We start from the raw sequence: 26,204 nt of genomic DNA on the forward strand, positions 1-26,204 counted from the left end.
AGTGAAATCCAACCAGTAAAAGCAATATTCATGCCAATACTTTACTTGTTTAATATTAGCAACTTAACGGTACAAAAAACGTGCGGCCAACAATAAAGCGGAAGTGTCACTTCCGATCGGAAATAGTACTAATTGCAAGCTTAATCATGGGCGGCGGTTTCCTCACGTCTACAGTGCACGCTGCCACCAACCACATCGAGCAAGTCACCGAAGCAACCGCCAAGACCGAACGCGCGGTTAAGCGTTATCTGAAAAAAAATGTTCGTCGTTATGCCGCAACATTAGGTAGCCAAGATTACAAAATAACCTTGCAGCCGCTATCCGACATTCCCGCTTGTGATGCTCCGGTTAGCCAATCCTTGAGCGATCCACAACAACCTGCAGGGCGATTAACCATCACATTGGAATGCCAGAAACCTACTTATTGGAAAGCCCGAGCAAAAGCCGAGGTAGCGATTTATCGGCAGTTAGTTGTAGCGAAAATGACCTTAAATCGTCACCAAGAGATCACCCCAAAAATGCTCAGTATGAAGCGTAGTAATGTGGCGTATTTACGCCACGGGTATTTCACCTCAAAACAAGCGCTGACCGGACTAACGAGCCGACGAAAGATTGTTGCAGGTAAAATCATTAGCCCAAGAATGGTCGAACTGCCGGAACTAGTGCAACGTAATGATGGAGTGCTTATTGAGGCTAAATTTGGCAAAATGAATGCAACAATGAAAGGGGTAGCTTTGGAGTCAGGCGTGAAAGGTGATTCGATTCGAGTACGTAATCTGTCTTCCCAAAAAGAAATTTATGCCATCATTGTAGGGCCTCAAAAAGTCCGAACCAACTTTTGATGCTAGTATTCTCTCTCTTCGTACAATGAAAAATAATTTAAGAGTTTCTATCTCTGGTCGCTCTTATCTCTATAACCGCAACTACTGTTTTATGTGAACCCTATGATTGGAAAAATATCGCATTCACTTCCGATGGTTTTACCACCGGAAGTGACGAACAAAACAGCAAAACCTAGCACTTCAAATGTCGCGCAGGTTGAGCTGAGCAGTGAGTTAAAATCGCTACAGTCGGCAAAAGAATCAATGGATAAAACCAGTGATGTCGATATGAATAAAGTGGCTGAAATGAAAGCAATGCTAAATGCAGGGAAGGTCTCAATTAACCTTGATGATCTGGCTGGCAGCATGCTCGACTTTTACCAAGACAACGAATAATAGCGACACAATACAAACGTTAATAAAGGTAACAATGCATGGCGACTCAAGCTGAACTGGTTAAAGCACTTATCACTGAGCTGGCACAGGATGTGAAAAGCTATCAACAGCTGGCTCAACAACTGAAGCATCAACAGCTGCTATTACAAAATCGTGACAGTAAGGCCTTGCTAACGCATAACGTCGAACTTCAGCTGTTAATGCAGCAATTAAATAACCATGCACAATACCGTGGTGAGCACCTTATCGCATTAGGTATGACAGCCGATGACGCAGGAATGAAGTGTTTACTCGCCGCTTTACCTACCCAATATAGCCAGCAAGCTCGCCAATTATGGCAGCAACTGTATGACGTTACGCTGCAATGCCAAGAGCAGAATAATGCTAATGGCCGTTTATTGGCACAACAAAAACAAATGATGGATAAACTGCTAAAACCACAACAACAATACAGCTATAGTCCAAACATTTAATGTGCATGTGCGAATCATGTGCATTGCCTATACCGATCAAGAACGGCGGTGAAAGAAGCGGATTATCGATAATTCGTCGAGCACTTTTTGCTCTTGCTTATCACGCTGATTTTGAATTTTCGTTAACCGCTTATCAATGATCTTATTGCCCATTTGGACTTGGCAATGCTGCTTGACCAAGCGCTCATTCATACTGCGCAATTCAACCTGCGATAACGCAAGTTCTTGACGTTGAAGGTTAGTCAGGTTATCGAGTTGATGCCGGAAACGACCTATGCCTTTCAATAATAAAGCCGAAGCCTGACTACCACTGGCGACAGAATACTGCCCCGATAAATCTTCCAGCAACGATAAGCGTTGTTGATGGGCATTCATTTGCTGATTGATCTGTCCCTGTTGCTGTTGCAATTTGTTAAATTGTCGCTGCTGTTGATCGCGCCAACTTTGAACGATTTTGACTCGCTTCATCATCGGTTATTGCCCTCCGATCAGCTGCATTAATTGCTGCTGACTATCTGCAAGAAGTATCCGATCATTCATTCCTTGCTGCAGGAAACCACAGATTTCAGGGTAGTAATGCACTGCCATATCGAGGTTTTGATCTTGCCCTTGCTGGTATCCTCCCAGCGAGATCAAGTCTTGTACCTGGCGATAACGGGCATACAACTGCTTTACTTGTTGCGCTTTTTGTAACTGCTCAGGAGTAACCACTTGCGGCATTGCTCGACTGATTGATTGTTCAATATCAATTGCTGGGTAATGACCTTGTTCGGCTAATTCACGATTCAATACGATATGACCGTCCAAAATGGCTCGAGCGGCATCAGCTATCGGGTCTTGCTGATCATCGCCTTCTGATAGCACGGTATAAAACGCGGTAATAGAGCCTTTTTCCGTAGCACCATTACCCGCACGCTCAACAAGCTGAGGCAGCATGCTAAACACCGAAGGCGGATACCCTTTGGTTGCTGGTGGCTCACCAACAGCCAAGGCGATCTCACGCTGAGCTTGGGCATAACGGGTTAACGAATCCATTAGCAACAACACATCATGGCCTTGGTCGCGAAAAAACTCGGCAATACGGTGACAGAGCATTGCAGCACGTAAACGCATTAATGGTGGATCATCGGCAGGCGATGCTATCACGACTGCATTCTTCATCCCTTCAGGGCCCAATGAATGCTCAATAAACTCACGCACTTCTCGACCACGTTCACCGATTAACCCAACCACGGTAATTTCTGCGGTGGTGTTGCGGGTCATCATGCCTAGCAGCACACTCTTACCGACACCACTGCCGGCAAACAACCCCATTCGCTGGCCTTTGCCGACGCTGAGCATGCTATTAATGACACGGACGCCAACATCCAACTGAGTTGAAATAGGCAAACGTTGTAATGGGTTAATCGTTTCACCTTGCAGATTTATTCGCTGATCGGCAGCAATGGGACCACGACTATCTAATGGCTCACCTAGGCCATTTAATACTCGACCAAGCATGCTATAACCAACGTTAATTTTGCTGTCACCGTGTAATGGAAATACTCGACTACCAGGCCGTAACCCAGTGGTATGGCGGATCGGCATCAATACCAATGCGTTACGATCAAAACCAACCACTTCAGCTTCCACTAAGGTGCCATGATCGGTTTCAATCATACAACGTTGACCAGTACATAAACGGCAACCAACCGCTTCCAATGTTAACCCTGCCATGCGTGTTAATCGCCCGTAGGTTCGGGCGATAGGCACATCAGGCACATGCTCAACAGCTAAAGATAGGCGAGCATTTAACTCTTGGAATAAATCACGCATTAGTTAGCAAGTTATCTTTAACTGAATCCATACACGTCTCTAGACGCTCTTCACTATCAGAAAAGGCCTCAGAGTCTTTCGTCACCACACGGCAACTACCGATGGCGAGACTGTCATCTGGCGTTAAGTTCCAAGTTGCAACTTGCTCAGGTACTAAATCAACCAACCGTTGGCAATCTTGAGGGTTAAGATAAATCACAAGATCTGGTTTTTGCTCTGGCATTTGCGCGAGGGTTTCTTCAATTAAATGCACCATCTGACTTGGCTTTAAGGTCAGTTCAGCGCGAATAACCTGACGAGCAACCTTCTGCACCAAATCACAAATCATTTCGCTTTGCAGACGAACATGTTGATGAAATACCTGCTGAACCTGCTGCATTAGGTCATCTACTGAGCTCACTGTTCCACCCATTGTCTGCCTGACTTGCTCGACACCTTCACGAACACCTTGCTGGCGTCCCTGCTCGATACCTTGCTGCTGACCCGCTTGCTGACCCTGCGCTAATCCTTCTTGATAGCCCTGTTCATGACCTTTTTGTTGGCCTTCTTGAAAGCCATTATGAAATTCATCTTGATATGAACCACCACCTTCATCACCAAATAGATCTTCTTCCGGCTCAACTAATGGTGGAAAATGATATGAGCGATATTGACCCGATTGCGGATGAATAATATTCATTGCTGATTTTTTCATAACTACTCCACAACAGGTTCGCTAAATAGTTGTAATTCAACCTCGCCAGCTTCAGCCAACTGACGCAATGCAGCAATAAGTTGCTCTCTCGCATCTTCCACCGCACTAAGGCGCACGCGACCTTTGCCTTCCATTGCTTCACGTAAGTATTGTGCGGCACGTTTTGGCATGGTGGCGAAGATTTTATCTTGCAGCGCTTGCTCACAACCTTTCAATGCCGTTGCCAAGAGTTCTTGATCGACTTCTTCAACCAAGCGCTCAAGAGTTTCTTCCGACTGGCGAACCAATATACTGAAGTTGTACATTTGCGATTCAAGCTTCGCAACCAACTCAGGATCAAGTACTTTTAGCCCGGTCATTACTTTCTGGCTTTGCTCACCTTTCAGGCGGTTGATGATTTCACTCGCTTTCTGTGAACCATCAACAATCGTACTGTTTTGCTGCCCAACCTGCGCTAAGAACTTCTCTAATAAGACATGAACTTCGTCAATCATATTAGGGTGAATCTCTTTCAGGTTAGCTAAGCGATATAGCAAGTCATCAAGGTTCTCTGGCGGCAATCTGTCCAGCAGATTAGTGGCAACGTCAGGATCTAAATAAGCAAGAAAAACAGCTTGCATCTGTGGGTGTTCACCGGAGATCAATTCCGCTAATTTTGCAGGCTCTAACCACTGCAAACGTTGCAAGTTATGCTTCAATGAATCGCCATAGATCGAATCCAGCAATGGCTGAGATAATGATTGACCTAACGCCTTGTTTAACGTTCGCTCAAGGTAGGTACGCGAAGCACCTGAAATACCGGATTCACTTTGAAAGTCAGTAAAAAAACGCTGAAAAACTTGTTCAGCCTGATCTTTTTTCACCGCAGGAATACCCGCCATAACAATCGATAGTTGGCGCACTTGCTCGCGATCAAGTTGTTTTAAGACATTAGCTGCCGCATTTTCACCCATACTCAACAATAGGATCGCAGCTTGCTCAATGTTCAGGTTATTCTCAGTTGTCATCATCTTTGGGCGTAATCCATTGTTTAACGACGTGAGCAACACGCTCTGGTTCTTTTTCAGATAACATCTGAAGGTAAGATGATTGCACTTCTAACCCAGTTTCAGGGCTTGGCAATTCTAGATAATTTTCACTCGTTACAACCGAGCTTAAGCTTGTGATTTCTGTTTTTTCGGTCGCGGGTACAGCTTCAATTTCTGGGCTGATGTCATTGTTCAGCGCTGTATTTTCACTGACTGATTCACCCGTGATGGCGGCTAGCTTATCATTGGGTGCTGTTAATGCTGTCGACTTGTTACTGCCAGACAGCTGACGAATCGCTGGACGTACAAGCACTAACAAAATCACCAATGCCACTACGGCAGATAATATATAGCGTAAGTAATCTAACCAGATTAACTGCATCCACCATACTGGCTCATCAGCCAATAGGTTGGCTTCTGCTTTGGTGAATGGGTAGACCAATACACTGAACTGATCGCCACGGACTTCATTGATCCCAATCGCATCGGCTAACAATTGCTTGATGTTTGCCAGTTGCTCAGGGGGGAAGGTATCTGGCTGACCATTCAATAAGATTGAGACGCTTAAACTCTTCACCTGTCCTTGCTGGTATAGAGTATGTTTAAGTACGCGATCTAAGGCGTAATCACGGGATGATTCACTGCGTTCATTACCGGCATTTGGATCTTCCTCTTCCCCATCCTCCGGTGGACGGTTACTTAATGCACCGGGCACACCTTGGGCCGCTTTACCGATACGACGATCTATTGTGCTAAATTCATTGCGAACCGAACCATCAGGCGCATAGCTTTCTTCTGTTGCTTCAGTGCGGTCATAATTAATATCGGCAGCCACTTCCACTTGGAAGTTATCAATACCCACCATTGGTCGCAGCATGCGCGCCGCACGTTTGATATAGCTTTGTTCTAGCTTTTGGACGTATTCCAAATAACTGCTGCTGTTAAGGCTATGCTTACCCTCGCTGTTAATCACCGCTGACAATAACCGGCCTTGCTGATCAATAACATTCACGCGTTCAGCATTCAGTTCAGGCACACTGCCTGCCACTAAATTAACAATGGCGGTCACTTGCTCGGTCGTCAGTTCACGCCCCGAACTTAACGATAAAACAACCGATGCCGATGGCTGCTCTTTCTCTCGGCGCACAAATAAGGTTTTCTTAGGAATAGCCAAGTGCACACGCACATTGGTAATGGCATCTAATGCCATAATGCTCAATGCCAACTCGCCTTCTAAACCATGGCGATAACGGGCATTTTCAATAAACTGACTGGTCCCTAAACTGGAATCTTGCGATAAAATGTCAAGTCCGGCAGGTAATTGGGCTTCAATACCTGCAGCGGCCAGCGCTAAACGCGCTTTGCCTACACTATCGCGATCAACCATCACGTTGCCTTGCTGAGGCTCGATGTAGTAATCCATTCCTTGTTGCTCAAGAACTGAAATCACCTGGCTACGGTCAAATTTTTCTTGTTCGCCATATAATGGACGGTACTGGCTATTACCTTGCCACAAACCAATCACTACCGCGGTTGTCACTAACGCAGCAATAAGGCCTAATAACACAATAAGACGAGTGCCCGTAAGCAGTCGTCCCATCGCAGAAGGGCTCGCCATATCCGACAGCCGTTGTTTCATTAATTCAGTCACTTAAACGTTCCCGTTAAACTGGCATTTTCATGACATCGTCATAGGCGGTCAGCAGCTTATTTCGCACTTGCACAAGAGCAGAAAAAGAAATACTGGCTTTTTGACTGGCAACCATCGCACCAACCAAATCATCACTTTTGCCCGTATCTACAGCAGTCATTAAAGCTGATGCTTCTTTGCCTTGCAGATCGACACTGTTGAGTGACTGAGAAATAACATCAGTAAAGTTGACAGAATTCGCTTGATTAACCGTCATTGGGTTTGGGGCGATCTGAATAGGTTCTAGCGTTTTCATTTGCGCTTGAATTTCGCTCATCTGACTTAATGGCAGATTCATGCTCATCACATTGTCTTGCATGACAGCTCTCGTAATAACGGTTAGGAAAAATTAAAGGTTGTTGGGACTAAATTTGCATTTTGCCCCGTTAGGATTTTTTCGATATCCAGCCCTTGCTCGCGCATGGTTTGAATTTTATAGCGTAGTGCCCGGGTTGATACGCCCAGCTCTTCTGCCGTCTTGCTGCGATGACCATCAAAACGACGCAAAGTCTCAATGATAGTGTCAAATTCAGCAAGCTTACGGCTTTTTTGTAAGTCGGGCTTAGTACAAGAAGTCGTTGATTTTTGAGTCGGTCTTACCACACTCAATGCGGTTGATGTCGGAACAGCGGTGCTCGGCTCGCTCGTTATATTTTCGAACGTTGGTAACATCAAATCTTCTTCACGGATCAAACAACCGCGGCTCATGACTAAGGCGCGCTGAATAACATTTTCCAGTTCGCGGACATTGCCCGGCCAATCGTAGCTACACAATACCTTTTGGGCGGCTTTGGTAAACTCCGTGCTCGCTTGCCCTGGCGGCATATGACGACGAAGTAATATATTTGCTAACGGAATAATGTCGTCTTGGCGATCTTTCAATGATGCGCAGTGAAGAGGAAAAACATTCAGACGGTAATACAGATCAGCCCGGAAGCGACCAGCGGCAATGGCTTTTTCTAAGTCTTGATTGGTTGCAGCTAACACATGGATATCTAGCTTAATTTTTTGATGACTACCTAAACGCTCAACTTCACGTTCCTGCAACACCCTTAATAATTTGGTTTGCAGAGCAAGTGGCAACTCACCGATTTCATCCAGCAAAAGAGTACCGCCATTGGCAACCTCTAATTTACCCGCCTGTGCTGAAGTGGCTCCGGTAAACGCCCCTTTGGTATGGCCAAATAAAATTGATTCGATCATAGATTCTGGAATAGCAGCGCAATTGATGGCAATAAACGGCCCTGCTGCACGCGGAGATGAGTCATGAATGAACTGTGCCAACACTTCTTTGCCACTACCACTTTCACCAGTGATCAGAACAGAGGCATCCGTCTGTGCAACACGTTGTGCCAATTGAAACATCTGCTTACTTTTGCAAGATTCAGCAACCATATTTTTTTGCTGCTGTGTCTGTACCAAACGTTGGACAAGTTGCGCTAAATGAGTATGACCAAAAGGGATCAACAGGTAATCCATCGCTCCTTGTTGCAAGGCTCGAGTAACTTCCGCAACATCTTGAAGTTCAGACAGCACGACAACTGCGCCATGATACCCATGACGCTGAAACAATTTAATCATGTCAGCGGCTTCAGTACCGTCACTCAAACTAGCCGGTAAGAGCAATAAGTCCCACTCTTTTTGAGCCACCAAATTCAGGCAATCGAACACGTTGGTCGTGCGAGTTAAATGGTAACCCTTTGCTTTCCCCGTTGATAACGCTTGTTCAAGCGCAAGGTTTTGCGGTTGAAACATCAATACTTGCCACTCATTTATCATTGTACACCTGCCGCAGAGTTCTTGATTAAACGTACCGTGACACGTCGATTTTTCTTTCGCCCATCAGCTAACGCGTTATCAGCGATTGGATAACGATCGCCATGAGAGCGAATTTGAATCATTTTCTGGGGAACACCAAATTCAATAAGGAGTGCAGCCATTTCTTCAGCCCGCTCACGTGAAATTCGTAAATTCACCGTCGATCGTCCTTGGCTGTCTGAATAACCATCAATCAAGACTTTCTTAATTGACCGAATAACTTTCACATACTCAGCTATACCATATGCCGTTCTAATATCTAATTTAGAAACTAACGTTGAACCTGATGGGTAATAAAATTCAGAAGATCTAACCTGCTGATAATTGAGTAATATCAAATCGTCCTTACACGATAGAAATCGTTTTGCTGGTAATTCAAAATTCACATTAGAAATAACAACAGTGTCATTTTTTTGACCGTGTCCATTAAGACCAATTTTAATCCATTCGCCTTGATCTAAACGCTCAAAAACTTCATCAGCGTTATTAAAAACAAGCTCGCTGGTCAACAAAGAAAAAGACACATTACCTTGATAGTTAATATTGTTTACTTTTTCAACAGCCCAGTATGCTGGCATTGAATCAACAGAATGATCATCTGTTAGATTTTTTAGTTCTTTCGATATTATTTCTAAGCGTGTACCCACTCCTGCTTCGGCGATTATTTTAACAACACCAAAACCCTCGACATCATGAGAGATAACACACTCCGTTTTACTGCCGAAAAACACCCAAGTACTACTATCCAATGGTGATATCCAAACATTATCACCTGCACATACGGTACAAGAAACAACCAGTACCAATAATGTAATAATGCTTTTTATAACCATTATATTCAAAGCCTTAGTCAACAATAGAAAACTGTAAAACGCTGTTTTTTATTTTGAGCAAATCTAATTACGACAGAGCGATCAATTAATAACTTCAATTAATTAGTCATTATTTTTGATGATGTTTATATGTCATCTCAAAACGAAAAAATAAAACATATTAGAATAAAAAACATACGAAATAGGGGGGTGAAATTGCCATTATTGTTAATATTGTTAATATTGTTAATATTGTTAATTGCTAATAGTGCGGCTTTTTCACTCTTATTATTTAGCTGAATAAGAAACCATCTATAACAATATGTCAAGCGTCAATATAATGAGGTGGATATATAGCTAAATATGATAATATTTTGACGGTTTATATAATGGCACATTTGGATTGACAAACCTAGTGGTCAAAAGGTAGTCTCGCCCGCATCATGTGGCTTATAATGAATTATATTAGTCATCAGTTACATATTTTCTTGTTTTTTAGACAATGTCTTTTTACAAAAACATATGCAATTAAGTCAAAAAATTAATAACAACTACAATTCTAAATAACGCTATTAATATCAACCTCAGTGTTGCTTACAATTACATCGGTTGAATTACACTCAATTTAAAATTGTATACAGTTAATAATAGCCATAGGTTTCACGTGATGCTGATTCCATATTTTTATTATTTAAACTCATTATTTAAAATAAGGTCATGATGAAAAAGAGCAAAATCATTTCAAACCTTGAGCAGACAGAGGTCCGTGATTTTGATCTCGCAAGTCCTGAACATCGCATTGGTGCATTACAAGCGATCATCGACAATGTTTGCAAGCAATTTGAACGTTCTGCACGACAGTCTTTTCATCACCTTTTGCGTCACCCTGTCGAGTTTAGTTTTGATCAACAAGACACCTTAAAATTACAAGACTACTTACAGCAGCTTAAAAAACCCTGTTTATATCGTGAGTTTACGGTTAGCCCGCATGATTTACATGGCACCGTCTCAATTGATGGCGAGTTGTTGTTTTTCATGGTTGATCTGTTTTTTGGCGGCAACGGTAATAACATCCGCCGCAACAATGATATGAGTGATACTGAATTACGTCTAGTTGAGCGCTTTTTCAATCTAGCACTGGAACAATTTGCACATGGTTGGCACAGCATTACCAGCTGGCATAACCACTTGACTGAAAAGAATACGCTTCGACTTGGCAACCCAATGCAAAATAATCAGTTGTATCAGGTTTGTCGTTTTACGATTGATGTTTGCGGTCATAAAGGCTGGTTTGAGATCGCCTTACCCTTTGCCGGGTTAGATTTTTTACGCGATCAACAATGTAAAACTGCTGACATAGAAACAGACCCGGAGCTTCAAGCAAAGATCCAAACCAAAATTTGTCAAACTCCGATGCGATTAACCACCACGTTATGTGAACGTAATTTAGCTCTGGGAAAAGTAATGGATTTAAAGACAGGCGATATTATTCCCGTGGAACTGCCCAATGAAGTAACAGTAAGAGCTGGAAAAACATCGCTATTTACAGCACGAATTGCCGAACATAACGCAAGTTTAGTGCTTCAAATTCAAAGCATTATCAAGCAGTAGTAGGAACCAACATGTCTGAAAAAAATAATGATTTGAGTCTTGATCTGGATGATCTGGATGATCTGGATTTAGGTACTTTGGGCCAAGTCCAGGCCCCCGAAGCCACGTCATCACAAGACATGAACTTCATTCGCAATATTCCGGTTAACCTGACACTTGAAGTAGCCAGTACCGAGTTAATGGTGGGTGATTTGATGAATATCGGTTTAGGAACAGTTATCGAGTTAGATAAAATCAGTGGTGAAGCCATGGATGTCAAAGTGAATGGTACCCTACTCGGTCACGCTGAAGTCGTTATTGTGAATAATAAATACGGCCTGCGCTTGGTGAGTGTTGTTGATGATAACGACATGCTAAAAGGTTTAACCAAGTAATGCGCTTGCTCGGAATATTGCTGGCACTTCTGTTATTTAGTCACCCAGCTTTTGCACAAGACCTCCCTCTTTTGACCATCAATGGGCCTAACGGCCAAGAGGAATATAGCGTCAAGCTGCAAATATTCTTACTTATGACCGCGCTGGCATTTTTGCCTGCGATGCTGCTGATGACGACCAGTTTTACCCGTATTATCATTGTGCTCGGTATCTTGCGCCAAGCGATGGGCTTACAGCAAAGCCCCCCGAACCGAGTATTGGTTGGCATTGCACTGACATTATCACTGTTTATTATGCGACCAGTGATCCACGACATTTACGACAATGCCGTTGTACCTTACCAGAAAGGTGAAATGACGATGTTCGAGGCCGCTAAAGTTGCTGAACAGCCATTGCGTCAGTTTATGCTACAGCAGACCCGAGAAACCGATTTAGAACAAATATTACGGATTGCTGATGAACCAGCACCAGACAATGTTGATGACCTAGACTTCTTGCTCGTAATGCCAGCCTTCATTTTAAGTGAATTAAAAACAGCGTTTCAAATTGGCTTTATGTTATTCATTCCATTTTTGATCATCGATATGGTCGTTGCCAGTGTCTTAATGGCAATGGGTATGATGATGCTATCACCCTTGATTATCTCATTGCCGTTTAAGCTAATGGTGTTTGTGATGGTCGATGGTTGGTCGATGACCGTGGGTACATTAAGTGCGAGCTTTGGCTAATTATGAATTCTGAATTTGTCGCGACTTTTTTTGGTGATGCGTTAATGATCATCGTAAGCATGGTTTGTGTATTAATTATACCAAGCCTGCTGGTTGGCTTGGTGGTCAGTATTTTTCAAGCCGCAACTCAGATTAACGAGCAAACCCTTAGTTTTCTGCCTCGCCTGCTGATGACGTTTGCCATGCTCGGCTTTGCCGGTCCATGGTTATTGCGCACGCTAAGCGACCTATTCACACGCTTATTTTTAAACATCCCTCACCTAATCGGCTAAATACATGCTTGATGTTTCTGCGGCTCAGCTTACCGCTTGGCTAGGCCAAATCTGGTGGCCCTTTTTCCGTTTAGGTGCCGCCATGCTAATGATGCCAGTATTTGGTGGCTCAACCATTCCGACTCAAGTTCGAGTCGGACTGGCATTTTGTATCAGCCTTCTCGCAGCCCCCCTAATGCCCCCCATGCCCAGTGTTGATCCCTTATCGCTAGATGCATTAATACTGGGTGTCCAGCAAATGATTATTGGTGGCATCATGGGATTAATGCTGGAATTACTCTTTGGGGTGTTTACCACGATGGGGCAGATATTATCAATGCAAATGGGGCTAGGCATGGCGATGAGCAATGACCCGATTAATGGCGTTAGTATTCCAACACTTGGCAAATACTACCAGCTCTACATATTGCTGTTGTTTCTCGCGCTAGATGGTCATTTAGTGGCACTCGATGTGGTAGTGCAAAGCTTTAATGTGTGGCCCGTTGGCGAAATGCCGAGCCAAGATGCGCTATATTCCGTGGTAATGCGCTTAGGCTGGCTGATTGCGGCTGCCTTTCTATTAGCACTTCCCGCTGTATGCGCGATGCTACTGGTGAACGGTGCTTTCGGCATGATGAACCGCGCCGCCCCTCAGCTAAATGTTTTTGCACTCGGCTTTCCGATGACCATGCTACTCGGCCTGATGTGCCTGCTCATTACCACTTCAAGTATTCCGGAAAACTTCACTCGGTTATGCAGTGAAACATTGGCTATGATGGCGAATTTGGAGGCCGTTCAACCATGAGTGAGAACAGTAGCCAAGATAAAACTGAACAGCCCAGTCAGCAGAAGCTTCGCAAAGCCCGCGAAGAAGGTAACCTTCCGCGCTCAAAAGAGTTGGTTACGGCCTTGATGACCTTAGGTGCAGCATTGCTGTTAAGTGCCTTTTCCAGTGATTTGGCGCATATGTTCGACGAAGTCGCTACCTTGAATCTGGCGCTTCCCAAAAAAGCAGCATTTGAACCTGAGTTCATGCTGAAGCATTTATCATTCAGTTTAACATCGATGATATTTACCATAAGTCCCATTTTCGGGCTGCTGTTACTGGTCACTATTTTAGCCAACATTATTCGGGGTGGGTGGAATATTTCTGTCACTGCCGCCCAACCCAAACTCTCAAAACTGAACCCTCTGTCGGGGATCAAAAGAATGTTTTCTACCAAATCGCTCGTCGAACTGGTTAAAAGCATTCTAAAAGTCAGCCTGATTGGCGGTACCTTGTATTGGTTACTGAGCAACCACCTGACACAAATTATTGCCCTGCAACGCTTACCGATGACCGAAGCGATTTTGCAAACCGTCGATATTTTATGGCAGGGGCTATTTAGTTTTGGCTTAGCGCTGCTGCTGATTGCAGTATTAGAGTTGCCTTATGCCGGGTGGGACTACACCAAGCAGCTCAAAATGACTAAGCAGGAAGTAAAAGAAGAACATAAAAACAGCGAAGGTAAGCCTGAGGTCAAAGCCAAGATCAGACAGCTACAGCAACAAATGTCGCAACGGCAAATGCATAAAACCGTGCCGCAAGCAGACGTAGTGATCACTAACCCGACCCATTATGCTATTGCTTTAAAATACGATTTAGATAAAGCCAGCGCCCCTTTTGTTTTGGCTAAAGGAACCGATCAGATGGCACTGGAGATGCGAAAGATTGCCCGTCATCACAATTGCCCGATAGTCGAAATTCCGGCTCTGACACGTGCTGTTTATTATTCGACAAATGAATGGCAGGAAATTCCAGCCCCCTTATATGTCGCCGTTGCCCATATACTGACTTTTGTCTTTCAGATGGAACAATACAAGCAGGGTCGACAACCTAGTAAACCTGAATTCCCACAGGTCTCGATTCCCAAAGAATTGCACCGCTAATTGGAACTGAGCATCAATGAAACAGAAACTAGCCCCACTACTAACGCTATTAGCTAAAGGACAACTGGGGATCCCACTGGTCCTTATGATCATCTTGGCGATGATCATGCTGCCTATCCCACCGCTGGTGCTGGATATGTTGTTTACCTTCAATATCGTACTTTCACTGCTCGTGATGCTGGTCAGCGTATACAGTAAGCGATCGCTTGATTTCTCGGTATTCCCGAGCATCTTGCTGATTGCAACCTTGCTACGTCTGGCACTGAACGTTGCCTCTACCCGTGTGGTTTTGTTGAACGGTCAGAACGGGGGTGATGCTGCTGGTAAAGTGATCCAAGCCTTTGGTGATGTGGTGATCGGCGGTAACTATGTTGTCGGTATGGTGGTCTTTGTCATCTTGATTATCATTAACTTTGTAGTGGTTACCAAAGGTGGAGAGCGTATTTCCGAAGTAAGTGCCCGCTTTACTCTTGATGCGATGCCAGGTAAACAGATGGCCATCGATGCGGACTTAAATGCCGGTATTATCGATCACCTTCAAGCTAAACAACGCCGCGAAGATGTTGCACAAGAAGCCGATTTCTATGGTTCGATGGATGGTGCGTCAAAGTTTGTTCGAGGTGATGCCATTGCCGGGATGCTGATCCTGTTTATTAACATCATCGGTGGTATCAGCATTGGTGTGTTCGAATACGGACTATCATTTTCTGACGCCTTCCAAACCTATGCGTTATTAACCATTGGTGATGGTCTTGTCGCCCAGATCCCATCATTGTTATTGGCAACAGCGGCTGCAATCATTGTTACCCGCGTCACTGACAGTAACGACCTGTCACAGCAAATCAGTAAGCAGATGCTAGCATCGCCAGTCGTGCTGTTTGTAGTAGCGGGCATCATGTTAATCCTGGGTTTAATCCCAGGCATGCCCCACCTCGCATTCTTATGTTTTTCTGCCGCAGTTGCTTTTACTGGCTGGCGAATGACAAAAAAAGAACACTCAACAGATAATGACGATGACCTAGTCCGCGCCGAAGAGATTGTTGAGCAACACGGCCAACCAGAAAATAAAGAACTGATTGTTAGTGATATTCCCCTCATTCATGCCTTGAGCTTAAATGTCGGTTTTCGCTTAGTAAGTTTAATTGATCGCCGTCAGGGGGCTGAGCTGCTAAGCCGCTTAGTAGGTATCCGTAAGACATTAACCGAACAACGTGGCTTTGTGATCCCGAAAATTCATGTCAAAGATGATCTGGCGTTAGAAGCAAGCCAGTACCAAATTGCAGTGAGAGGCGCGACGATTGTCCAGGCCGAGCTTGAAATAGATCGCCTACTGGCAATTAACCCCGGCCAAGTGTACGGCAATGTCGATGGTATTCTCACCAAAGACCCGGCTTATGGCATGGAAGCAGTCTGGATAGCGGCGCAAGAAAAAGACAAAGCGGTAAATCTCGGCTATACCGTGGTTGATCATGCAACCATTATCTCGACCCATGTCAGCAAGGTAATTAATGATTACATTGAAGATATTCTTAGCCCCGAAGAAGTCGCGGGGATTATTGAACGCCTTGCGACACTGAACAGTAAGTTAGCTGATGATCTGCAACAAAAATTGACCCCTCAACAATTACTGCGTGTATTCCGTCAGTTAACAGTTGATGGCGTATCACTGTCTGACATCGTCAGCATTGCAAATTCAATGGTCGAGTCAGCAGAACTATCCAAAGATCCAATTCTATTAGCCGCAGATGTGCGTTGTATTTTACGCCGCGTACTGCTCAATAATTTAATTGGCATGAAAACCGAAGTCCCTGCCGTTACTCTTTCTTCGGAATTAGAAAATATGCTACTAGGGGCATTAAGCCAAGCACAATCAGGAGGACACGTCCAGTTAGACGGCTTTGCCTTAGAGCCAACGGTGATTGATAAATTACAACGCAGCTTACCTGAAGTGTTAGACAACATGCGCATTAATGGCCACACCCCAATCTTATTGGTGTTGCCACAATTGCGCCCACTGCTAGCCCGTTATTCAAGGGTCTGTGCGCGTGGTCTGCAGGTCTTATCGTTTAATGAAATTCCTGATGACAGAGGCGTAGCTGTAGTGGGTAATATGGGATAACCCCAGAAGAATTTGAAATTTAAGCAATAAAAAACGCCACTATCAAAGTGGCGTTTTGCGCTGTTACGAAGCTAAAACCGAACGTTCTACACGTCCAAATTCGCCACTTTCAGTGCGTTTTCTTCAATGAAGTTACGACGAGGTTCTACTTGGTCACCCATTAGTGTGGTGAACAACTCATCAGCTGCAACGGCATCGTTAATCGTTACTTGTAGCATACGACGAGATTCAGGATCCATTGTCGTTTCCCACAACTGTTCTGGGTTCATCTCACCCAGACCTTTGTAACGCTGAAGGTATACACCACGACGAGATTCTTTAATCAACCAATCTAAGCCCTCTTTAAAGCTTGAAATCGATTGTTTACGCTCGCCACGTTGCACGTAAGCATTTTCTTCTATTAAGCCATTTAACGCTTCAGAAAGATCAGCTAACTTGCTGTACTCTCTAGAATTTAGAAGGTCATAACTTAGCGTGTAATCGTATTCAACACCGTGTGTACGTACAATCACTTGCGGTAAGAAAACATTATTTTCTTCATCACGCTGAATGGCAAAGCTGTATTGGCTTTCACCAGATTGCTTTTCATTCAACGCAGCGACTAACTGTGTCGCCCACGCTTCGGTTGCAGTTTCATCACTCAGCATCTCGATAGAAAGACGAGGTTGGTATGCAAACTCATTTAACATCGGTAACGGATAACGACGGCTCATGCGCTCAACCAGCTTCATGCCAGCATTATATTGCTTCACTAACTCTTCAAGTACTAGACCAGCAATAGCAGGGGCACCTTCAGTAGTAAACAATGATGCGTTATCTAACGCCAAAGACACTTGGTATTGATCCATGTCTTCATCATCTTTGATGTATTGCTCTTGCTTACCTTTCTTCACTTTGTAAAGCGGTGGCTGAGCAATATAGATGTGACCACGTTCAATCAGTTCTGGCATTTGACGGTAGAAGAAAGTCAATAACAGCGTACGGATGTGAGAACCATCGACATCGGCATCCGTCATGATGATGATGTTGTGGTAACGCAATTTATCAGGATTATATTCATCACGTCCGATACCACAACCCATTGCGGTAATCAGTGTCGCCACTTCTTGAGAAGATAGCATCTTATCAAAACGGGCTTTTTCTACGTTAAGAATTTTACCTTTAAGCGGTAAGATTGCCTGATTTTTACGGTTACGTCCCTGCTTGGCTGAACCGCCAGCAGAGTCCCCTTCCACTATGTATAATTCAGAGAGTGCAGGATCTTTTTCCTGACAGTCTGCCAATTTACCTGGCAGGCCAGCAAGATCAAGCGCGCCTTTACGACGTGTCATTTCACGCGCTTTACGCGCTGCTTCACGCGCACGTGATGCATCAATAATTTTGCCACAAACAATTTTAGCGTCTGATGGGTTCTCTAATAAGAACTCACTCAGTTTTTCATTCATTGCTGATTCAACAGCAGGTTTCACTTCGCTTGATACCAGTTTGTCTTTCGTTTGGCTTGAAAACTTAGGATCAGGCACTTTAACGGAAACAACAGCCGTTAGGCCTTCGCGCGCATCATCGCCAGATGTCGAAGTCTTTTCTTTTTTAGAATAGCCTTCTTTATCCATAAACGTGTTTAACGTACGCGTTAACGCGCCACGGAAACCCGCTAAGTGACTACCACCATCACGCTGTGGGATATTGTTGGTGAAACAATAGATGTTTTCTTGGAAACCATCATTCCACTGCATAGCAACTTCAACCGAAATCCCATCTTCACGTTCAAAATCAAAGTGGAACACTTTTGAGTGAATCGGTGTTTTATTGCGATTCAAGTGTGCAACAAACGCCCTAATACCACCTTCATACATGAAGTGGTCTTGCTTGCCTTCTTCACGCTCGTCAATCAAGCGAATAGATACGCCAGAGTTAAGGAACGATAACTCGCGAAGACGCTTAGCCAGAATCTCATAGTGGAAAACAACATTGGTAAATGTGCCTTCACTTGGCCAGAAACGAAGGCGCGTACCCGTTTTATCTGTTTCACCGATCGTTTCGAGTGGCTTATCAGGCACACCATGACGATAAATTTGGTGATGAACAAAGCCATGACGGTAAATTGTTAGCTCTACCTTTTCAGATAGCGCATTCACAACGGAAACGCCTACACCGTGTAGACCGCCAGATACTTTGTATGAGTTATCATCAAATTTACCACCCGCGTGCAGTACCGTCATGATTACTTCAGCGGCAGATACACCTTCTTCTTCATGAATATCGGTTGGAATACCACGTCCGTCATCACTGACAGAAACAGAGTTATCCTCGTGGATTGTGATGATAATGTCTTCACAGTGACCAGCAAGAGCTTCATCGATAGAGTTATCGACGACCTCAAACACCATATGGTGCAAACCAGTACCGTCATCAGTATCGCCAATATACATCCCTGGGCGCTTACGTACGGCATCAAGGCCTTTAAGCACTTTAATGCTTGATGAATCGTAATTGTTGGACATTGAGTTACTCTCGCTTTAATTATCCTGCGGTTATTTTACCGTGTTCCACATGAAACATCTTGCCATTTTCATCATGCATATCTGCAATTTGTTCATCACTGATCGCACTAATGAAAACCTGGGCGTTGGTTTCTTTTAACCGTTGCGCTAACAGCGCACGCCTATGGCTATCCAGCTCGGAAGCAAAATCATCAAGAAGGTAAATACACTGTTTGCCCGTTGCTTCTGTTAGATGAAGTCCTTGCGCTAAACGCAATGCGCATACCATCAGTTTAAGTTGTCCACGCGACAACACATCTTCAACAGGCGTACCAGCCACCTTCATTCGTAAATCAGCCTTATGCGGACCATTTACGGTATAGCCAAGCTGACAATCACGCTCAAAATTACGTTTTAGCAGCTCAGCATAAGGGGTTTCTTTCTCCCAACCACGATAATAAGACAATTGAATATCATACTCAGGTAAAAATCCTTGGCAGATTTCAGCCGCTTTTTGTTTTACCGCGATAAGGTATTCGTCTCGCCATACACTGATATCTTCAGCTAGCACTGCTAACTCTTGATCCCAATAACTGAGTTCACGGTAGCTGCGTGCTGTTTTTAACAGTGCATTGCGTTGTTTGGTGAGTCGCTTAATACGGCTCCAAGCATTATAGAACTTCGGCTCTATATGAAACACACCCCAATCAATAAAAGATCGACGATATTTCGGCCCACCAATCAAAAGCTCAAACCCTTCGGGTGTGATCAATTGCAGGGGCAATACTTGAGCTAATTGCGATAGCTTTTGACCGCTTTCACCAGAGACTTTCACTTCCGTTGTACCATCTCGTTTTTTATTGATGCCAAGCGGAAGTTCTAATTGATTGTCAGTCAGTACTCGTCCATGAATAAACAACTCTTGTTGCTCATGACGAATAACACGACTGGTAAGGTGGCTTCGGAACGAACGACCATGCCCCAGATAATGGATAGCTTCCAATACACTGGTTTTTCCACTGCCATTCGCGCCAACCAAAAAATTGAAGCGTGGTGACAAAGCTAAGTCACACGCTTCAATGTTTCTGAAGTCTTTAACGATTAAACGAGTAAGTGCCATGCTTTATAATCTAATTGGCATCACAACATACATCGCTTCATCATTGGCGCAATCTTCAACTAATGCACTGGCATTAGCATCGGTTAGCGACAAACGTACTTGGTCACATTTTAAGGTGTTAAGCACATCCAATACATAGCTAACGTTAAAACCGATTTCTAGGTCATCTCCCTGATAATCAACATCAAGAAACTCTTCTGCTTCTTCCTGCTCAGGGTTATTGGCGGTTATACGCATTTCGCCTTTTGACAAGTTAACGCGCACACCTCGGAATTTTTCGTTTGATAAGATCGCGGCACGTGAAAACGCTTTACGCAATTCGTCACAACTCGCTTCAACAAACTTATTGCTGCTTTGTGGCATAACACGGCGGTAATCAGGAAAACGTCCATCGACTAGCTTCGAGGTGAATACAAAATTATTCACAGTTGCTCGAATATTTGAATTACCGATTTGGATATCAACCATCGCTTCAGCGTTATCAAGCAAGCGCACCAGTTCCAATACGCCTTTACGCGGTACAATGATCTGCTTTGTTGTCAGTTCTTGCGCTAAGTCGATTGCGCACACCGCCATACGGTGGCCATCTGTCGCGACCGATCGTAAATGGCTGCCGTCAGTTTCAAACAACATACCATTCAAGTAATAGCGTACATCTTGATGTGCCATTGAAAATTGCGTGCTTTGGATAAGCTGACTCATACGACCTTGCGGTAACGTAAACTCAACTTCACTCTGCCAATCTTCAATATTAGGAAAATCAGCGGCAGGCAATGTCGATAATGAATAACGGCTACGACCAGAACGAATTAGAATACGATCGCCTTCAAGCGTAACGGCAATCTTGGCACCATCAGGTAAGCCACGACAGATGTCGAGAAACTTACGAGAAGGCACAGTCACTGCCCCGACTTCAAAATCAGCTTCTAGTGCTAATTTTGCAATCAGTTCGACTTCTAAATCGGTTCCTGTCATCGACAGGTATCCCTCTTCCACTTTAAGCAGAATGTTACCTAAGATAGGTAAAGAAGGACGACCGCCTAAAGCACCAGATACCTGCTGCAAAGGCTTTAATAAATGTTCGCGTTCGACGGTAAATTTCATATCAGGTCGATAATGTTCTTATTAGGTTTGAATAATCTTCTTTTATATCGTGGCTTTCTTCACGCAACTGCACTATTTTTCGGCAAGCATGTAAGACTGTGGTGTGATCTCGACCACCAAAAGCATCACCGATTTCAGGAAGACTGTGGTTTGTTAATTCTTTCGCCAGTGCCATCGCCATTTGGCGCGGTCGCGCCACGGAACGTGAACGACGCTTCGACAGCATGTCAGACATCTTTATTTTATAGTATTCAGCAACAGTCTTCTGAATATTATCAATAGTAACAAGCTTTTCTTGCAGCGCGAGCAAATCACGTAAGGCTTCACGCACAAAATCTATCGTAATTGCACGACCAGTGAAGTTGGCATTGGCGATAACACGATTCAATGCGCCCTCAAGCTCACGTACGTTTGAACGTAAACGCTTAGCAATAAAGAACGCCACTTCATCGGGCAATCGAATATTATGATTTTCTGCTTTTTTCATTAAGATAGCGACCCGAGTTTCTAACTCTGGTGGCTCAATCGCAACGGTTAATCCCCAACCAAAACGTGATTTCAAACGATCTTCTACCCCATTGATTTCTCTAGGATAACGATCGGATGTCAAAATGATCTGTTGGTTACCTTCAAGCAAAGCATTAAAGGTATGAAAAAATTCTTCTTGTGAACGTTCTTTATTAGCAAAGAATTGAATGTCATCAATCAATAATGCATCAACACTGCGGTAATAACGCTTAAATTCTTCAATGGCGTTATTTTGCAGTGCTTTCACCATATCTTGTACAAAACGTTCAGAGTGCATGTAAACCACGCGCGCATTGGGTTTACGATCAGCAATTGCATTGCCAACCGCATGTAATAAGTGCGTTTTACCTAACCCCGTCCCACCATAAAGAAACAATGGGTTATACGCAGCGCCAGGATTATCTGACACTTGACGACAAGCAGCCAAACCCAGTTGATTCGATTTACCTTCAACAAAATTATTAAAATTATGCTTAGGATTCACATTCGAACGATAACCTGATTTCGATTCAGGCTGTACGGGTGATGGTGCTGGCTCCCATGAGCGTGATGGCGGATCATCTTGCAATATTTGCGTTGCAGGTGATGGCTTTCGCGCTAACATCACTGCCGGAGCGGCTGGTGCCGCTGGTGCCGCTGGTGCAATATTTTGAGAAGGTGGTACAACAACTTGTCGGCTGCCCACTTCAAAACGCAAGATCGGTATATCCGTCCCACAGAATTCATTCAGTAGACGGTTAATATTATTAAGGTACTTATCCCTTACCCAATCGAGAACAAAACGATTAGGCGCAAAAAGGGTCAGCGTATTATCGTTTAACTCTGCTTGTAGGGGTCGAACCCACATGCTGAATTCTGTCGCAGGTAGCTCTTCTTGAAGACGTTGAAGGCACTGCAACCATAGCGAAGATGACAAGTTCGACTCCACACTGAGTAACAAAACACAAAAAGGGATGTAATTTTATACCTGCTGGCTCTGGATCACCAGCAAAGAGATCGCAGATCCAGTGAATAAGATCCGACTTATTCACACAAACTGCACAGTCAAGCACTGGATCAACACAATTTACCCAGATATTACCCACAATACTATTAACATTGGGCTAAGATCCATAAAACCTAACTCTAGGTTATGTCAAATAACTCTAAGTTATTTAAAAAAACCAAAGCCTACCAAGTAGGATGACAGAAATAGCTAATGATATAAGCCATACATGGAGTAAACAGGATGAAAAGCTGGATAAAGACAACATTTACAGCGGTAGCACTAACTTTAGCGGCAAGCCAAACAGTAATGGCGGCAACAGATGTGAAAGTTGGTATGTCTGGACGCTATTTCCCTTTTACTTTTGTAAAGATGGATCAGCTTCAGGGTTTTGAAGTCGATTTATGGGATGAAATCGGTAAACGTAACGATTATAACGTTGAGTACGTTACCGCCAGCTTCTCTGGTCTATTTGGCTTACTAGACACGGGCCGTATTGATACCATTTCAAACCAAATCACTATCACACCCGAACGCCAAGCTAAATTCCTTTTTGCTGAACCTTATGTCATCGATGGCGCACAACTGGTAGTACGTAAAGGTAATACCGAGATTAAATCGACGGCTGATCTTGCAGATAAAACCGTAGGGGTAAACTTAGGTTCTAATTACGAACAACTATTACGTCAACTTGATAATGCCGCACAAATCAACATTAAAACCTACGATGCGGGTATCGAGCATGATGTTGCTTTAGGCCGTACCGATGCATTTGTAATGGATCGCCTTTCTTCAATTGAGTTGATTAAAAAAGCGAATTTACCACTAGAATTAGCAGGTGAACCGTTTGAGACAATTGAAAATGCGTGGCCTTTTGTGAAAAATGAAAAAGGCGAGAAGTTACGTAATGAGGTCAATACCGCACTAAACGCAATGCGTGAAGATGGCACATTGGCTGACATTTCAATGAAATGGTTTGATACAGATATCACCAAGTAATATGTAAAGACGTTAAGCTTCAATTCATTTTATCGCTAATAAGGCTCACCAATGGTGAGTCTTTGTGTCTCTGACAACATCCATAATCAACGGACAAGTAGCCATCATGGGTTTCGATTTCAATTATATGCTTTCTCTGATGCCAATCTTGATGAAGTACCTTGGTACAACACTATCGATGGCAGTATGGGGACTAGGATTTGCACTAATCATCGCGATAACGCTGGCTTTAGTACGAGTTTATAAGCTGCCAGTATTAAACCAACTGAGCCAGCTTTATATCAGTTTCTTTCGCGGAACCCCCTTGCTTGTGCAACTGTTCCTACTTTATTACGGTTTGCCGCAAGTCTTTCCGATATTTATTGGTTTAGATGCTTTCAGTGCATCAGTTATCGGATTGAGCTTACACTTCGCTGCCTATATGGCTGAGAGTATTCGAGCGGCCATTATTGGGGTCGATCGCAGCCAACGGGAAGCAAGCCTTGCCATTGGCATGACAGAAATGCAGGCAATGCGTCGTATTATTTTACCGCAAGCTACTCGTATCGCTTTGCCATCTCTAATGAATTATTTTATCGATATGATTAAATCAACCTCACTCGCCTTCACGCTTGGGGTAGCTGAAATTATGGCAAAAGCACAAATGGAAGCATCTTCTAGCTTTAAATTTTTTGAAGCCTTCTTGGCTGTTGCCTTTATTTATTGGGGATTAGTGCTTGTACTAACCCAAGTACAAAATTGGGCTGAAGCAAAACTCAATAAGGCGTATGTACGATGATAGACATAAAAAAACTCACCAAACGCTTTGGCGATAGCACCATCTTTTCAGATCTGGACTTAACTATCACCAAGGGTGAAATTGTGGTGGTGATTGGCCCATCAGGCACCGGAAAATCCACGTTATTACGCTGTATTAATTTTTTAGAGACCGCTAATCAAGGAAAAATCACCATTGATGATGTGACGGTTGATACAACTCACGCCAAAAAGAACGATATTTTAGCGTTACGACGTAAAACAGGCTTTGTTTTTCAAAATTATGCGTTATTTGCTCATTTAACGGCGCGGCAAAACGTTGCAGAAGGCTTAATCACCGTAAAAGGCTGGAAAAAAGACGAGGCCTACCAGCGAGCTCAACAAATTCTTGATGATATTGGGCTTGGTGATAAAGGAGATGCCTTTCCGGCAGCACTTTCTGGTGGTCAGCAGCAACGAGTGGGGATCGGACGCGCAATGGCATTAGAAGCCGAATTATTGCTATTTGATGAGCCAACATCCGCTTTAGACCCTGAATGGGTCGGTGAAGTGCTTACATTAATGAAAAAATTAGCCACCCGTCATCAAACCATGTTAGTGGTTACTCACGAAATGCAATTTGCACGCGAAGTGGCTGATAGAGTGATCTTTATGGCCGATGGTGAATTCGTAGAACAAGGCAAACCAGAGCAGATCTTCACCACTCCAAACGATCCAAGATTAAAAAAGTTCTTAAATCAGGTCGGGATCAACGAAGGATCCTTGCGCTCTGGCTCACAAAAAGTATAATTCACCGCCCATACGACAATATGGGCATAATTATTGACTCTTTGACAGTCAGTGATTACAATTCCGCCTCTTTGTTAGAGGTCGAGGATATTTTTATATCCGAAACTAAATGACAAACTTAAAAACTGATCAGTTAATTTAAGGTAATACCAATGAAACGCACTTTTCAACCTTCAGTTCTAAAGCGCAAGCGCAGCCACGGTTTTCGCGCTCGCATGGCAACTAAGAACGGTCGCGCAACAATCAATGCACGTCGTGCAAAAGGCCGTAAGCGCCTTTCTAAATAATCTCTGATTATTTTGAATAAGCTAGCCTTCTCTCGGGAGTTACGTTTGTTAACTCCCGAGCATTATAAAAAAGTCTTCCAGCAAGCTCATCGTGCTGGCTCTCCTCATTTAACTATTCTAGCCCGTCCTAACGACCTCAATCATCCTCGTCTTGGTCTTGCTGTTCCCAAAAAACAAATTAAAACTGCCCCAGGTAGAAACCGTTTCAAACGTATCGTTCGAGAAAGTTTCCGCTTAAAGCAACATGATTTGCCAGCAAACGATTTCGTCGTGATTGCAAAGAAAAGTGCCAGTGAGTTGAGCAACGAAGAGTTATTTAAGTTGTTGGATAAATTATGGCATCGCCTGTCTCGCCCTTCGCGTGGCTAGCCATCCGGCTGGTCCGCCTTTACCAACTGATAATAAGTCCGCTACTTGGACCGCGTTGTCGTTTTACTCCTACATGTTCTCAATATGCTATTGAAGCAATAAAAATGCATGGAGTCGTAAAAGGTTGTTGGTTCGCGGCGAAACGTCTATTAAGATGTCACCCTTTAAACAACGGTGGTTTTGACCCCGTTCCGCCAACCAAGCATAACGACAGAGATAATTAAC

Annotated in this window: 28 protein-coding genes; 16 read left to right on the forward strand and 12 right to left on the reverse strand. The window is 43.8% G+C overall.

The annotated features are described in order from the left end of the window. Positions 1 to 80 precede the first annotated feature (80 nt). From flgA to flgN, 3 genes are all read left to right on the forward strand, one after another. Positions 81 to 842 carry a flagellar basal body P-ring formation chaperone FlgA gene (gene flgA, locus C9J12_RS15810; protein ID WP_107243597.1) on the forward strand — a complete coding sequence of 254 codons (762 nt, stop codon included), beginning with the start codon at positions 81 to 83 and terminating at the stop codon, positions 840 to 842. Between the two features lie 102 nt (positions 843 to 944). Next, positions 945 to 1,217 carry a flagellar biosynthesis anti-sigma factor FlgM gene (flgM, locus tag C9J12_RS15815; RefSeq protein WP_227876378.1) on the forward strand — a complete coding sequence of 91 codons (273 nt, stop codon included), beginning with the start codon at positions 945 to 947 and terminating at the stop codon, positions 1,215 to 1,217. A gap of 38 nt (positions 1,218 to 1,255) precedes the next feature. Then, positions 1,256 to 1,690 carry a flagellar export chaperone FlgN gene (flgN, locus tag C9J12_RS15820; RefSeq protein ID WP_107243599.1) on the forward strand — a complete coding sequence of 145 codons (435 nt, stop codon included), beginning with the start codon at positions 1,256 to 1,258 and terminating at the stop codon, positions 1,688 to 1,690. A gap of 36 nt (positions 1,691 to 1,726) precedes the next feature. Here the strand turns inward: flgN and C9J12_RS15825 are convergent, their stop codons facing one another. The 8 genes from C9J12_RS15825 to C9J12_RS15860 are packed head-to-tail and all read right to left on the reverse strand — an operon-like array spanning position 1,727 to position 9,568. Beyond that, positions 1,727 to 2,161: a flagellar FliJ family protein gene (locus C9J12_RS15825; protein ID WP_107243600.1), complete on the reverse strand. Its 435-nt coding sequence runs from the start codon at positions 2,159 to 2,161 to the stop codon at positions 1,727 to 1,729. Positions 2,162 to 2,164: 3 nt separating this feature from the next. Continuing rightward, positions 2,165 to 3,505 carry a flagellar protein export ATPase FliI gene (fliI, locus tag C9J12_RS15830; RefSeq protein ID WP_107243601.1) on the reverse strand — a complete coding sequence of 447 codons (1,341 nt, stop codon included), beginning with the start codon at positions 3,503 to 3,505 and terminating at the stop codon, positions 2,165 to 2,167. After that, positions 3,498 to 4,199 (reverse strand): flagellar assembly protein FliH, encoded by a 702-nt coding sequence (gene fliH, locus C9J12_RS15835; protein ID WP_227876379.1) that lies wholly within the window; start codon positions 4,197 to 4,199, stop codon positions 3,498 to 3,500. The genes fliI and fliH overlap by 8 nt, the downstream gene beginning before the upstream one ends. Positions 4,200 to 4,201: 2 nt before the next feature. Continuing rightward, positions 4,202 to 5,209 (reverse strand): flagellar motor switch protein FliG, encoded by a 1,008-nt coding sequence (gene fliG / locus C9J12_RS15840; protein ID WP_107243602.1) that lies wholly within the window; start codon positions 5,207 to 5,209, stop codon positions 4,202 to 4,204. Then, positions 5,196 to 6,878: a flagellar basal-body MS-ring/collar protein FliF gene (gene fliF / locus C9J12_RS15845; RefSeq protein WP_107243603.1), complete on the reverse strand. Its 1,683-nt coding sequence runs from the start codon at positions 6,876 to 6,878 to the stop codon at positions 5,196 to 5,198. The genes fliG and fliF overlap by 14 nt, the downstream gene beginning before the upstream one ends. Before the next feature lie 13 nt (positions 6,879 to 6,891). Continuing rightward, a complete protein-coding gene (fliE, locus tag C9J12_RS15850) occupies positions 6,892 to 7,236 on the reverse strand; it encodes a flagellar hook-basal body complex protein FliE (RefSeq protein ID WP_107243604.1) in 345 nt (114 codons plus the stop codon). Between the two features lie 20 nt (positions 7,237 to 7,256). After that, positions 7,257 to 8,696 carry a sigma-54 dependent transcriptional regulator gene (locus C9J12_RS15855; RefSeq protein ID WP_227876380.1) on the reverse strand — a complete coding sequence of 480 codons (1,440 nt, stop codon included), beginning with the start codon at positions 8,694 to 8,696 and terminating at the stop codon, positions 7,257 to 7,259. Then, positions 8,693 to 9,568 (reverse strand): MotY family protein, encoded by an 876-nt coding sequence (locus C9J12_RS15860; RefSeq protein ID WP_107243605.1) that lies wholly within the window; start codon positions 9,566 to 9,568, stop codon positions 8,693 to 8,695. Before C9J12_RS15860 ends, C9J12_RS15855 begins: the two co-directional genes overlap by 4 nt. A 699-nt stretch (positions 9,569 to 10,267) precedes the next feature. On the opposite strand from C9J12_RS15860, the gene C9J12_RS15865 reads away from it, so the two are divergent. From C9J12_RS15865 to flhA, 7 genes are read left to right on the forward strand one after another with little or no spacing between them, the layout of a single operon-like run. Then, positions 10,268 to 11,158 carry a FliM/FliN family flagellar motor switch protein gene (locus C9J12_RS15865; protein ID WP_107243606.1) on the forward strand — a complete coding sequence of 297 codons (891 nt, stop codon included), beginning with the start codon at positions 10,268 to 10,270 and terminating at the stop codon, positions 11,156 to 11,158. An 11-nt stretch (positions 11,159 to 11,169) separates the two neighbouring features. Next, positions 11,170 to 11,532 (forward strand): flagellar motor switch protein FliN, encoded by a 363-nt coding sequence (gene fliN / locus C9J12_RS15870; RefSeq protein WP_107243607.1) that lies wholly within the window; start codon positions 11,170 to 11,172, stop codon positions 11,530 to 11,532. Next, positions 11,532 to 12,260, forward strand: a complete 729-nt coding sequence (fliP, locus tag C9J12_RS15875) for a flagellar type III secretion system pore protein FliP (RefSeq protein WP_107243608.1) — start codon at positions 11,532 to 11,534, stop codon at positions 12,258 to 12,260. The genes fliN and fliP overlap by 1 nt, the downstream gene beginning before the upstream one ends. A gap of 2 nt (positions 12,261 to 12,262) precedes the next feature. Beyond that, on the forward strand, positions 12,263 to 12,532 hold the full coding sequence (gene fliQ, locus C9J12_RS15880; protein WP_107243609.1) for a flagellar biosynthesis protein FliQ: 270 nt from the start codon (positions 12,263 to 12,265) through the stop codon (positions 12,530 to 12,532). A gap of 4 nt (positions 12,533 to 12,536) precedes the next feature. After that, the gene (gene fliR / locus C9J12_RS15885) at positions 12,537 to 13,316 is read left to right on the forward strand and encodes a flagellar biosynthetic protein FliR (protein WP_107243610.1); all 780 of its coding nucleotides are present in this window, start codon (positions 12,537 to 12,539) and stop codon (positions 13,314 to 13,316) included. Next, positions 13,313 to 14,440, forward strand: a complete 1,128-nt coding sequence (gene flhB, locus C9J12_RS15890) for a flagellar biosynthesis protein FlhB (RefSeq protein ID WP_011216849.1) — start codon at positions 13,313 to 13,315, stop codon at positions 14,438 to 14,440. Before fliR ends, flhB begins: the two co-directional genes overlap by 4 nt. Before the next feature lie 16 nt (positions 14,441 to 14,456). Next, positions 14,457 to 16,559, forward strand: a complete 2,103-nt coding sequence (gene flhA / locus C9J12_RS15895; RefSeq protein ID WP_107243611.1) for a flagellar biosynthesis protein FlhA — start codon at positions 14,457 to 14,459, stop codon at positions 16,557 to 16,559. A gap of 86 nt (positions 16,560 to 16,645) precedes the next feature. Here flhA and gyrB read toward each other — a convergent pair whose 3' ends face one another. From gyrB to dnaA, 4 genes are read right to left on the reverse strand one after another with little or no spacing between them, the layout of a single operon-like run. Next, entirely contained in the window at positions 16,646 to 19,063 is a 2,418-nt protein-coding gene (gene gyrB / locus C9J12_RS15900; RefSeq protein WP_107243612.1) for a DNA topoisomerase (ATP-hydrolyzing) subunit B, read from the reverse strand. A gap of 19 nt (positions 19,064 to 19,082) precedes the next feature. Beyond that, positions 19,083 to 20,162, reverse strand: a complete 1,080-nt coding sequence (gene recF / locus C9J12_RS15905; RefSeq protein WP_107243613.1) for a DNA replication/repair protein RecF — start codon at positions 20,160 to 20,162, stop codon at positions 19,083 to 19,085. 3 nt (positions 20,163 to 20,165) lie between these two features. Continuing rightward, positions 20,166 to 21,266, reverse strand: coding sequence for a DNA polymerase III subunit beta (gene dnaN, locus C9J12_RS15910; RefSeq protein ID WP_107243614.1), 1,101 nt, complete (start codon positions 21,264 to 21,266; stop codon positions 20,166 to 20,168). Position 21,267: 1 nt separating this feature from the next. Then, on the reverse strand, positions 21,268 to 22,710 hold the full coding sequence (dnaA, locus tag C9J12_RS15915) for a chromosomal replication initiator protein DnaA (protein WP_107243615.1): 1,443 nt from the start codon (positions 22,708 to 22,710) through the stop codon (positions 21,268 to 21,270). Between the two features lie 312 nt (positions 22,711 to 23,022). Here dnaA and C9J12_RS15925 point away from each other — a divergent pair, with 312 nt between their 5' ends. From C9J12_RS15925 to yidD, 6 genes are all read left to right on the forward strand, one after another. After that, positions 23,023 to 23,778, forward strand: coding sequence for an amino acid ABC transporter substrate-binding protein (locus tag C9J12_RS15925; protein WP_107243617.1), 756 nt, complete (start codon positions 23,023 to 23,025; stop codon positions 23,776 to 23,778). A 106-nt stretch (positions 23,779 to 23,884) separates the two neighbouring features. After that, complete coding sequence (locus C9J12_RS15930) at positions 23,885 to 24,556, forward strand: amino acid ABC transporter permease (RefSeq protein ID WP_006233348.1); 672 nt, start codon at positions 23,885 to 23,887, stop codon at positions 24,554 to 24,556. Continuing rightward, positions 24,553 to 25,323 (forward strand): amino acid ABC transporter ATP-binding protein, encoded by a 771-nt coding sequence (locus C9J12_RS15935; RefSeq protein WP_107243618.1) that lies wholly within the window; start codon positions 24,553 to 24,555, stop codon positions 25,321 to 25,323. The genes C9J12_RS15930 and C9J12_RS15935 overlap by 4 nt, the downstream gene beginning before the upstream one ends. Positions 25,324 to 25,475: 152 nt before the next feature. Beyond that, positions 25,476 to 25,610, forward strand: a complete 135-nt coding sequence (gene rpmH / locus C9J12_RS15940; protein WP_006233350.1) for a 50S ribosomal protein L34 — start codon at positions 25,476 to 25,478, stop codon at positions 25,608 to 25,610. A gap of 12 nt (positions 25,611 to 25,622) precedes the next feature. Then, positions 25,623 to 25,979, forward strand: coding sequence for a ribonuclease P protein component (gene rnpA / locus C9J12_RS15945; protein ID WP_107243619.1), 357 nt, complete (start codon positions 25,623 to 25,625; stop codon positions 25,977 to 25,979). Further along, a complete protein-coding gene (yidD, locus tag C9J12_RS15950) occupies positions 25,946 to 26,203 on the forward strand; it encodes a membrane protein insertion efficiency factor YidD (RefSeq protein WP_006233352.1) in 258 nt (85 codons plus the stop codon). Before rnpA ends, yidD begins: the two co-directional genes overlap by 34 nt. Position 26,204 lies beyond the last annotated feature (1 nt).

The organism is Photobacterium frigidiphilum (genome assembly GCF_003025615.1).
Classification (GTDB): Bacteria; Pseudomonadota; Gammaproteobacteria; order Enterobacterales; family Vibrionaceae; genus Photobacterium; species Photobacterium frigidiphilum.

Excerpts from the sequence above, each read along its gene's own strand:
- fliP (WP_107243608.1), top strand. The coding sequence starts at position 11,532 with ATGCGCTTGCTCGGAATATTGCTGGCACTTCTGTTATTTAGTCACCCA.
- C9J12_RS15855 (WP_227876380.1), bottom strand. The coding sequence starts at position 8,696 with ATGATAAATGAGTGGCAAGTATTGATGTTTCAACCGCAAAACCTTGCG.
- flhB (WP_011216849.1), top strand. The coding sequence starts at position 13,313 with ATGAGTGAGAACAGTAGCCAAGATAAAACTGAACAGCCCAGTCAGCAG.
- yidD (WP_006233352.1), top strand. The coding sequence starts at position 25,946 with ATGGCATCGCCTGTCTCGCCCTTCGCGTGGCTAGCCATCCGGCTGGTC.
- fliR (WP_107243610.1), top strand. The coding sequence starts at position 12,537 with ATGCTTGATGTTTCTGCGGCTCAGCTTACCGCTTGGCTAGGCCAAATC.
- C9J12_RS15930 (WP_006233348.1), top strand. The coding sequence starts at position 23,885 with ATGGGTTTCGATTTCAATTATATGCTTTCTCTGATGCCAATCTTGATG.
- fliQ (WP_107243609.1), top strand. The coding sequence starts at position 12,263 with ATGAATTCTGAATTTGTCGCGACTTTTTTTGGTGATGCGTTAATGATC.
- recF (WP_107243613.1), bottom strand. The coding sequence starts at position 20,162 with ATGGCACTTACTCGTTTAATCGTTAAAGACTTCAGAAACATTGAAGCG.
- rpmH (WP_006233350.1), top strand. The coding sequence starts at position 25,476 with ATGAAACGCACTTTTCAACCTTCAGTTCTAAAGCGCAAGCGCAGCCAC.
- fliG (WP_107243602.1), bottom strand. The coding sequence starts at position 5,209 with ATGATGACAACTGAGAATAACCTGAACATTGAGCAAGCTGCGATCCTA.
- C9J12_RS15860 (WP_107243605.1), bottom strand. The coding sequence starts at position 9,568 with ATGGTTATAAAAAGCATTATTACATTATTGGTACTGGTTGTTTCTTGT.
- fliH (WP_227876379.1), bottom strand. The coding sequence starts at position 4,199 with ATGAAAAAATCAGCAATGAATATTATTCATCCGCAATCGGGTCAATAT.
- C9J12_RS15865 (WP_107243606.1), top strand. The coding sequence starts at position 10,268 with ATGAAAAAGAGCAAAATCATTTCAAACCTTGAGCAGACAGAGGTCCGT.
- flgM (WP_227876378.1), top strand. The coding sequence starts at position 945 with ATGATTGGAAAAATATCGCATTCACTTCCGATGGTTTTACCACCGGAA.
- fliE (WP_107243604.1), bottom strand. The coding sequence starts at position 7,236 with ATGCAAGACAATGTGATGAGCATGAATCTGCCATTAAGTCAGATGAGC.
- gyrB (WP_107243612.1), bottom strand. The coding sequence starts at position 19,063 with ATGTCCAACAATTACGATTCATCAAGCATTAAAGTGCTTAAAGGCCTT.
- flhA (WP_107243611.1), top strand. The coding sequence starts at position 14,457 with ATGAAACAGAAACTAGCCCCACTACTAACGCTATTAGCTAAAGGACAA.
- C9J12_RS15935 (WP_107243618.1), top strand. The coding sequence starts at position 24,553 with ATGATAGACATAAAAAAACTCACCAAACGCTTTGGCGATAGCACCATC.
- C9J12_RS15925 (WP_107243617.1), top strand. The coding sequence starts at position 23,023 with ATGAAAAGCTGGATAAAGACAACATTTACAGCGGTAGCACTAACTTTA.
- C9J12_RS15825 (WP_107243600.1), bottom strand. The coding sequence starts at position 2,161 with ATGATGAAGCGAGTCAAAATCGTTCAAAGTTGGCGCGATCAACAGCAG.
- flgN (WP_107243599.1), top strand. The coding sequence starts at position 1,256 with ATGGCGACTCAAGCTGAACTGGTTAAAGCACTTATCACTGAGCTGGCA.
- dnaN (WP_107243614.1), bottom strand. The coding sequence starts at position 21,266 with ATGAAATTTACCGTCGAACGCGAACATTTATTAAAGCCTTTGCAGCAG.
- fliN (WP_107243607.1), top strand. The coding sequence starts at position 11,170 with ATGTCTGAAAAAAATAATGATTTGAGTCTTGATCTGGATGATCTGGAT.
- fliI (WP_107243601.1), bottom strand. The coding sequence starts at position 3,505 with ATGCGTGATTTATTCCAAGAGTTAAATGCTCGCCTATCTTTAGCTGTT.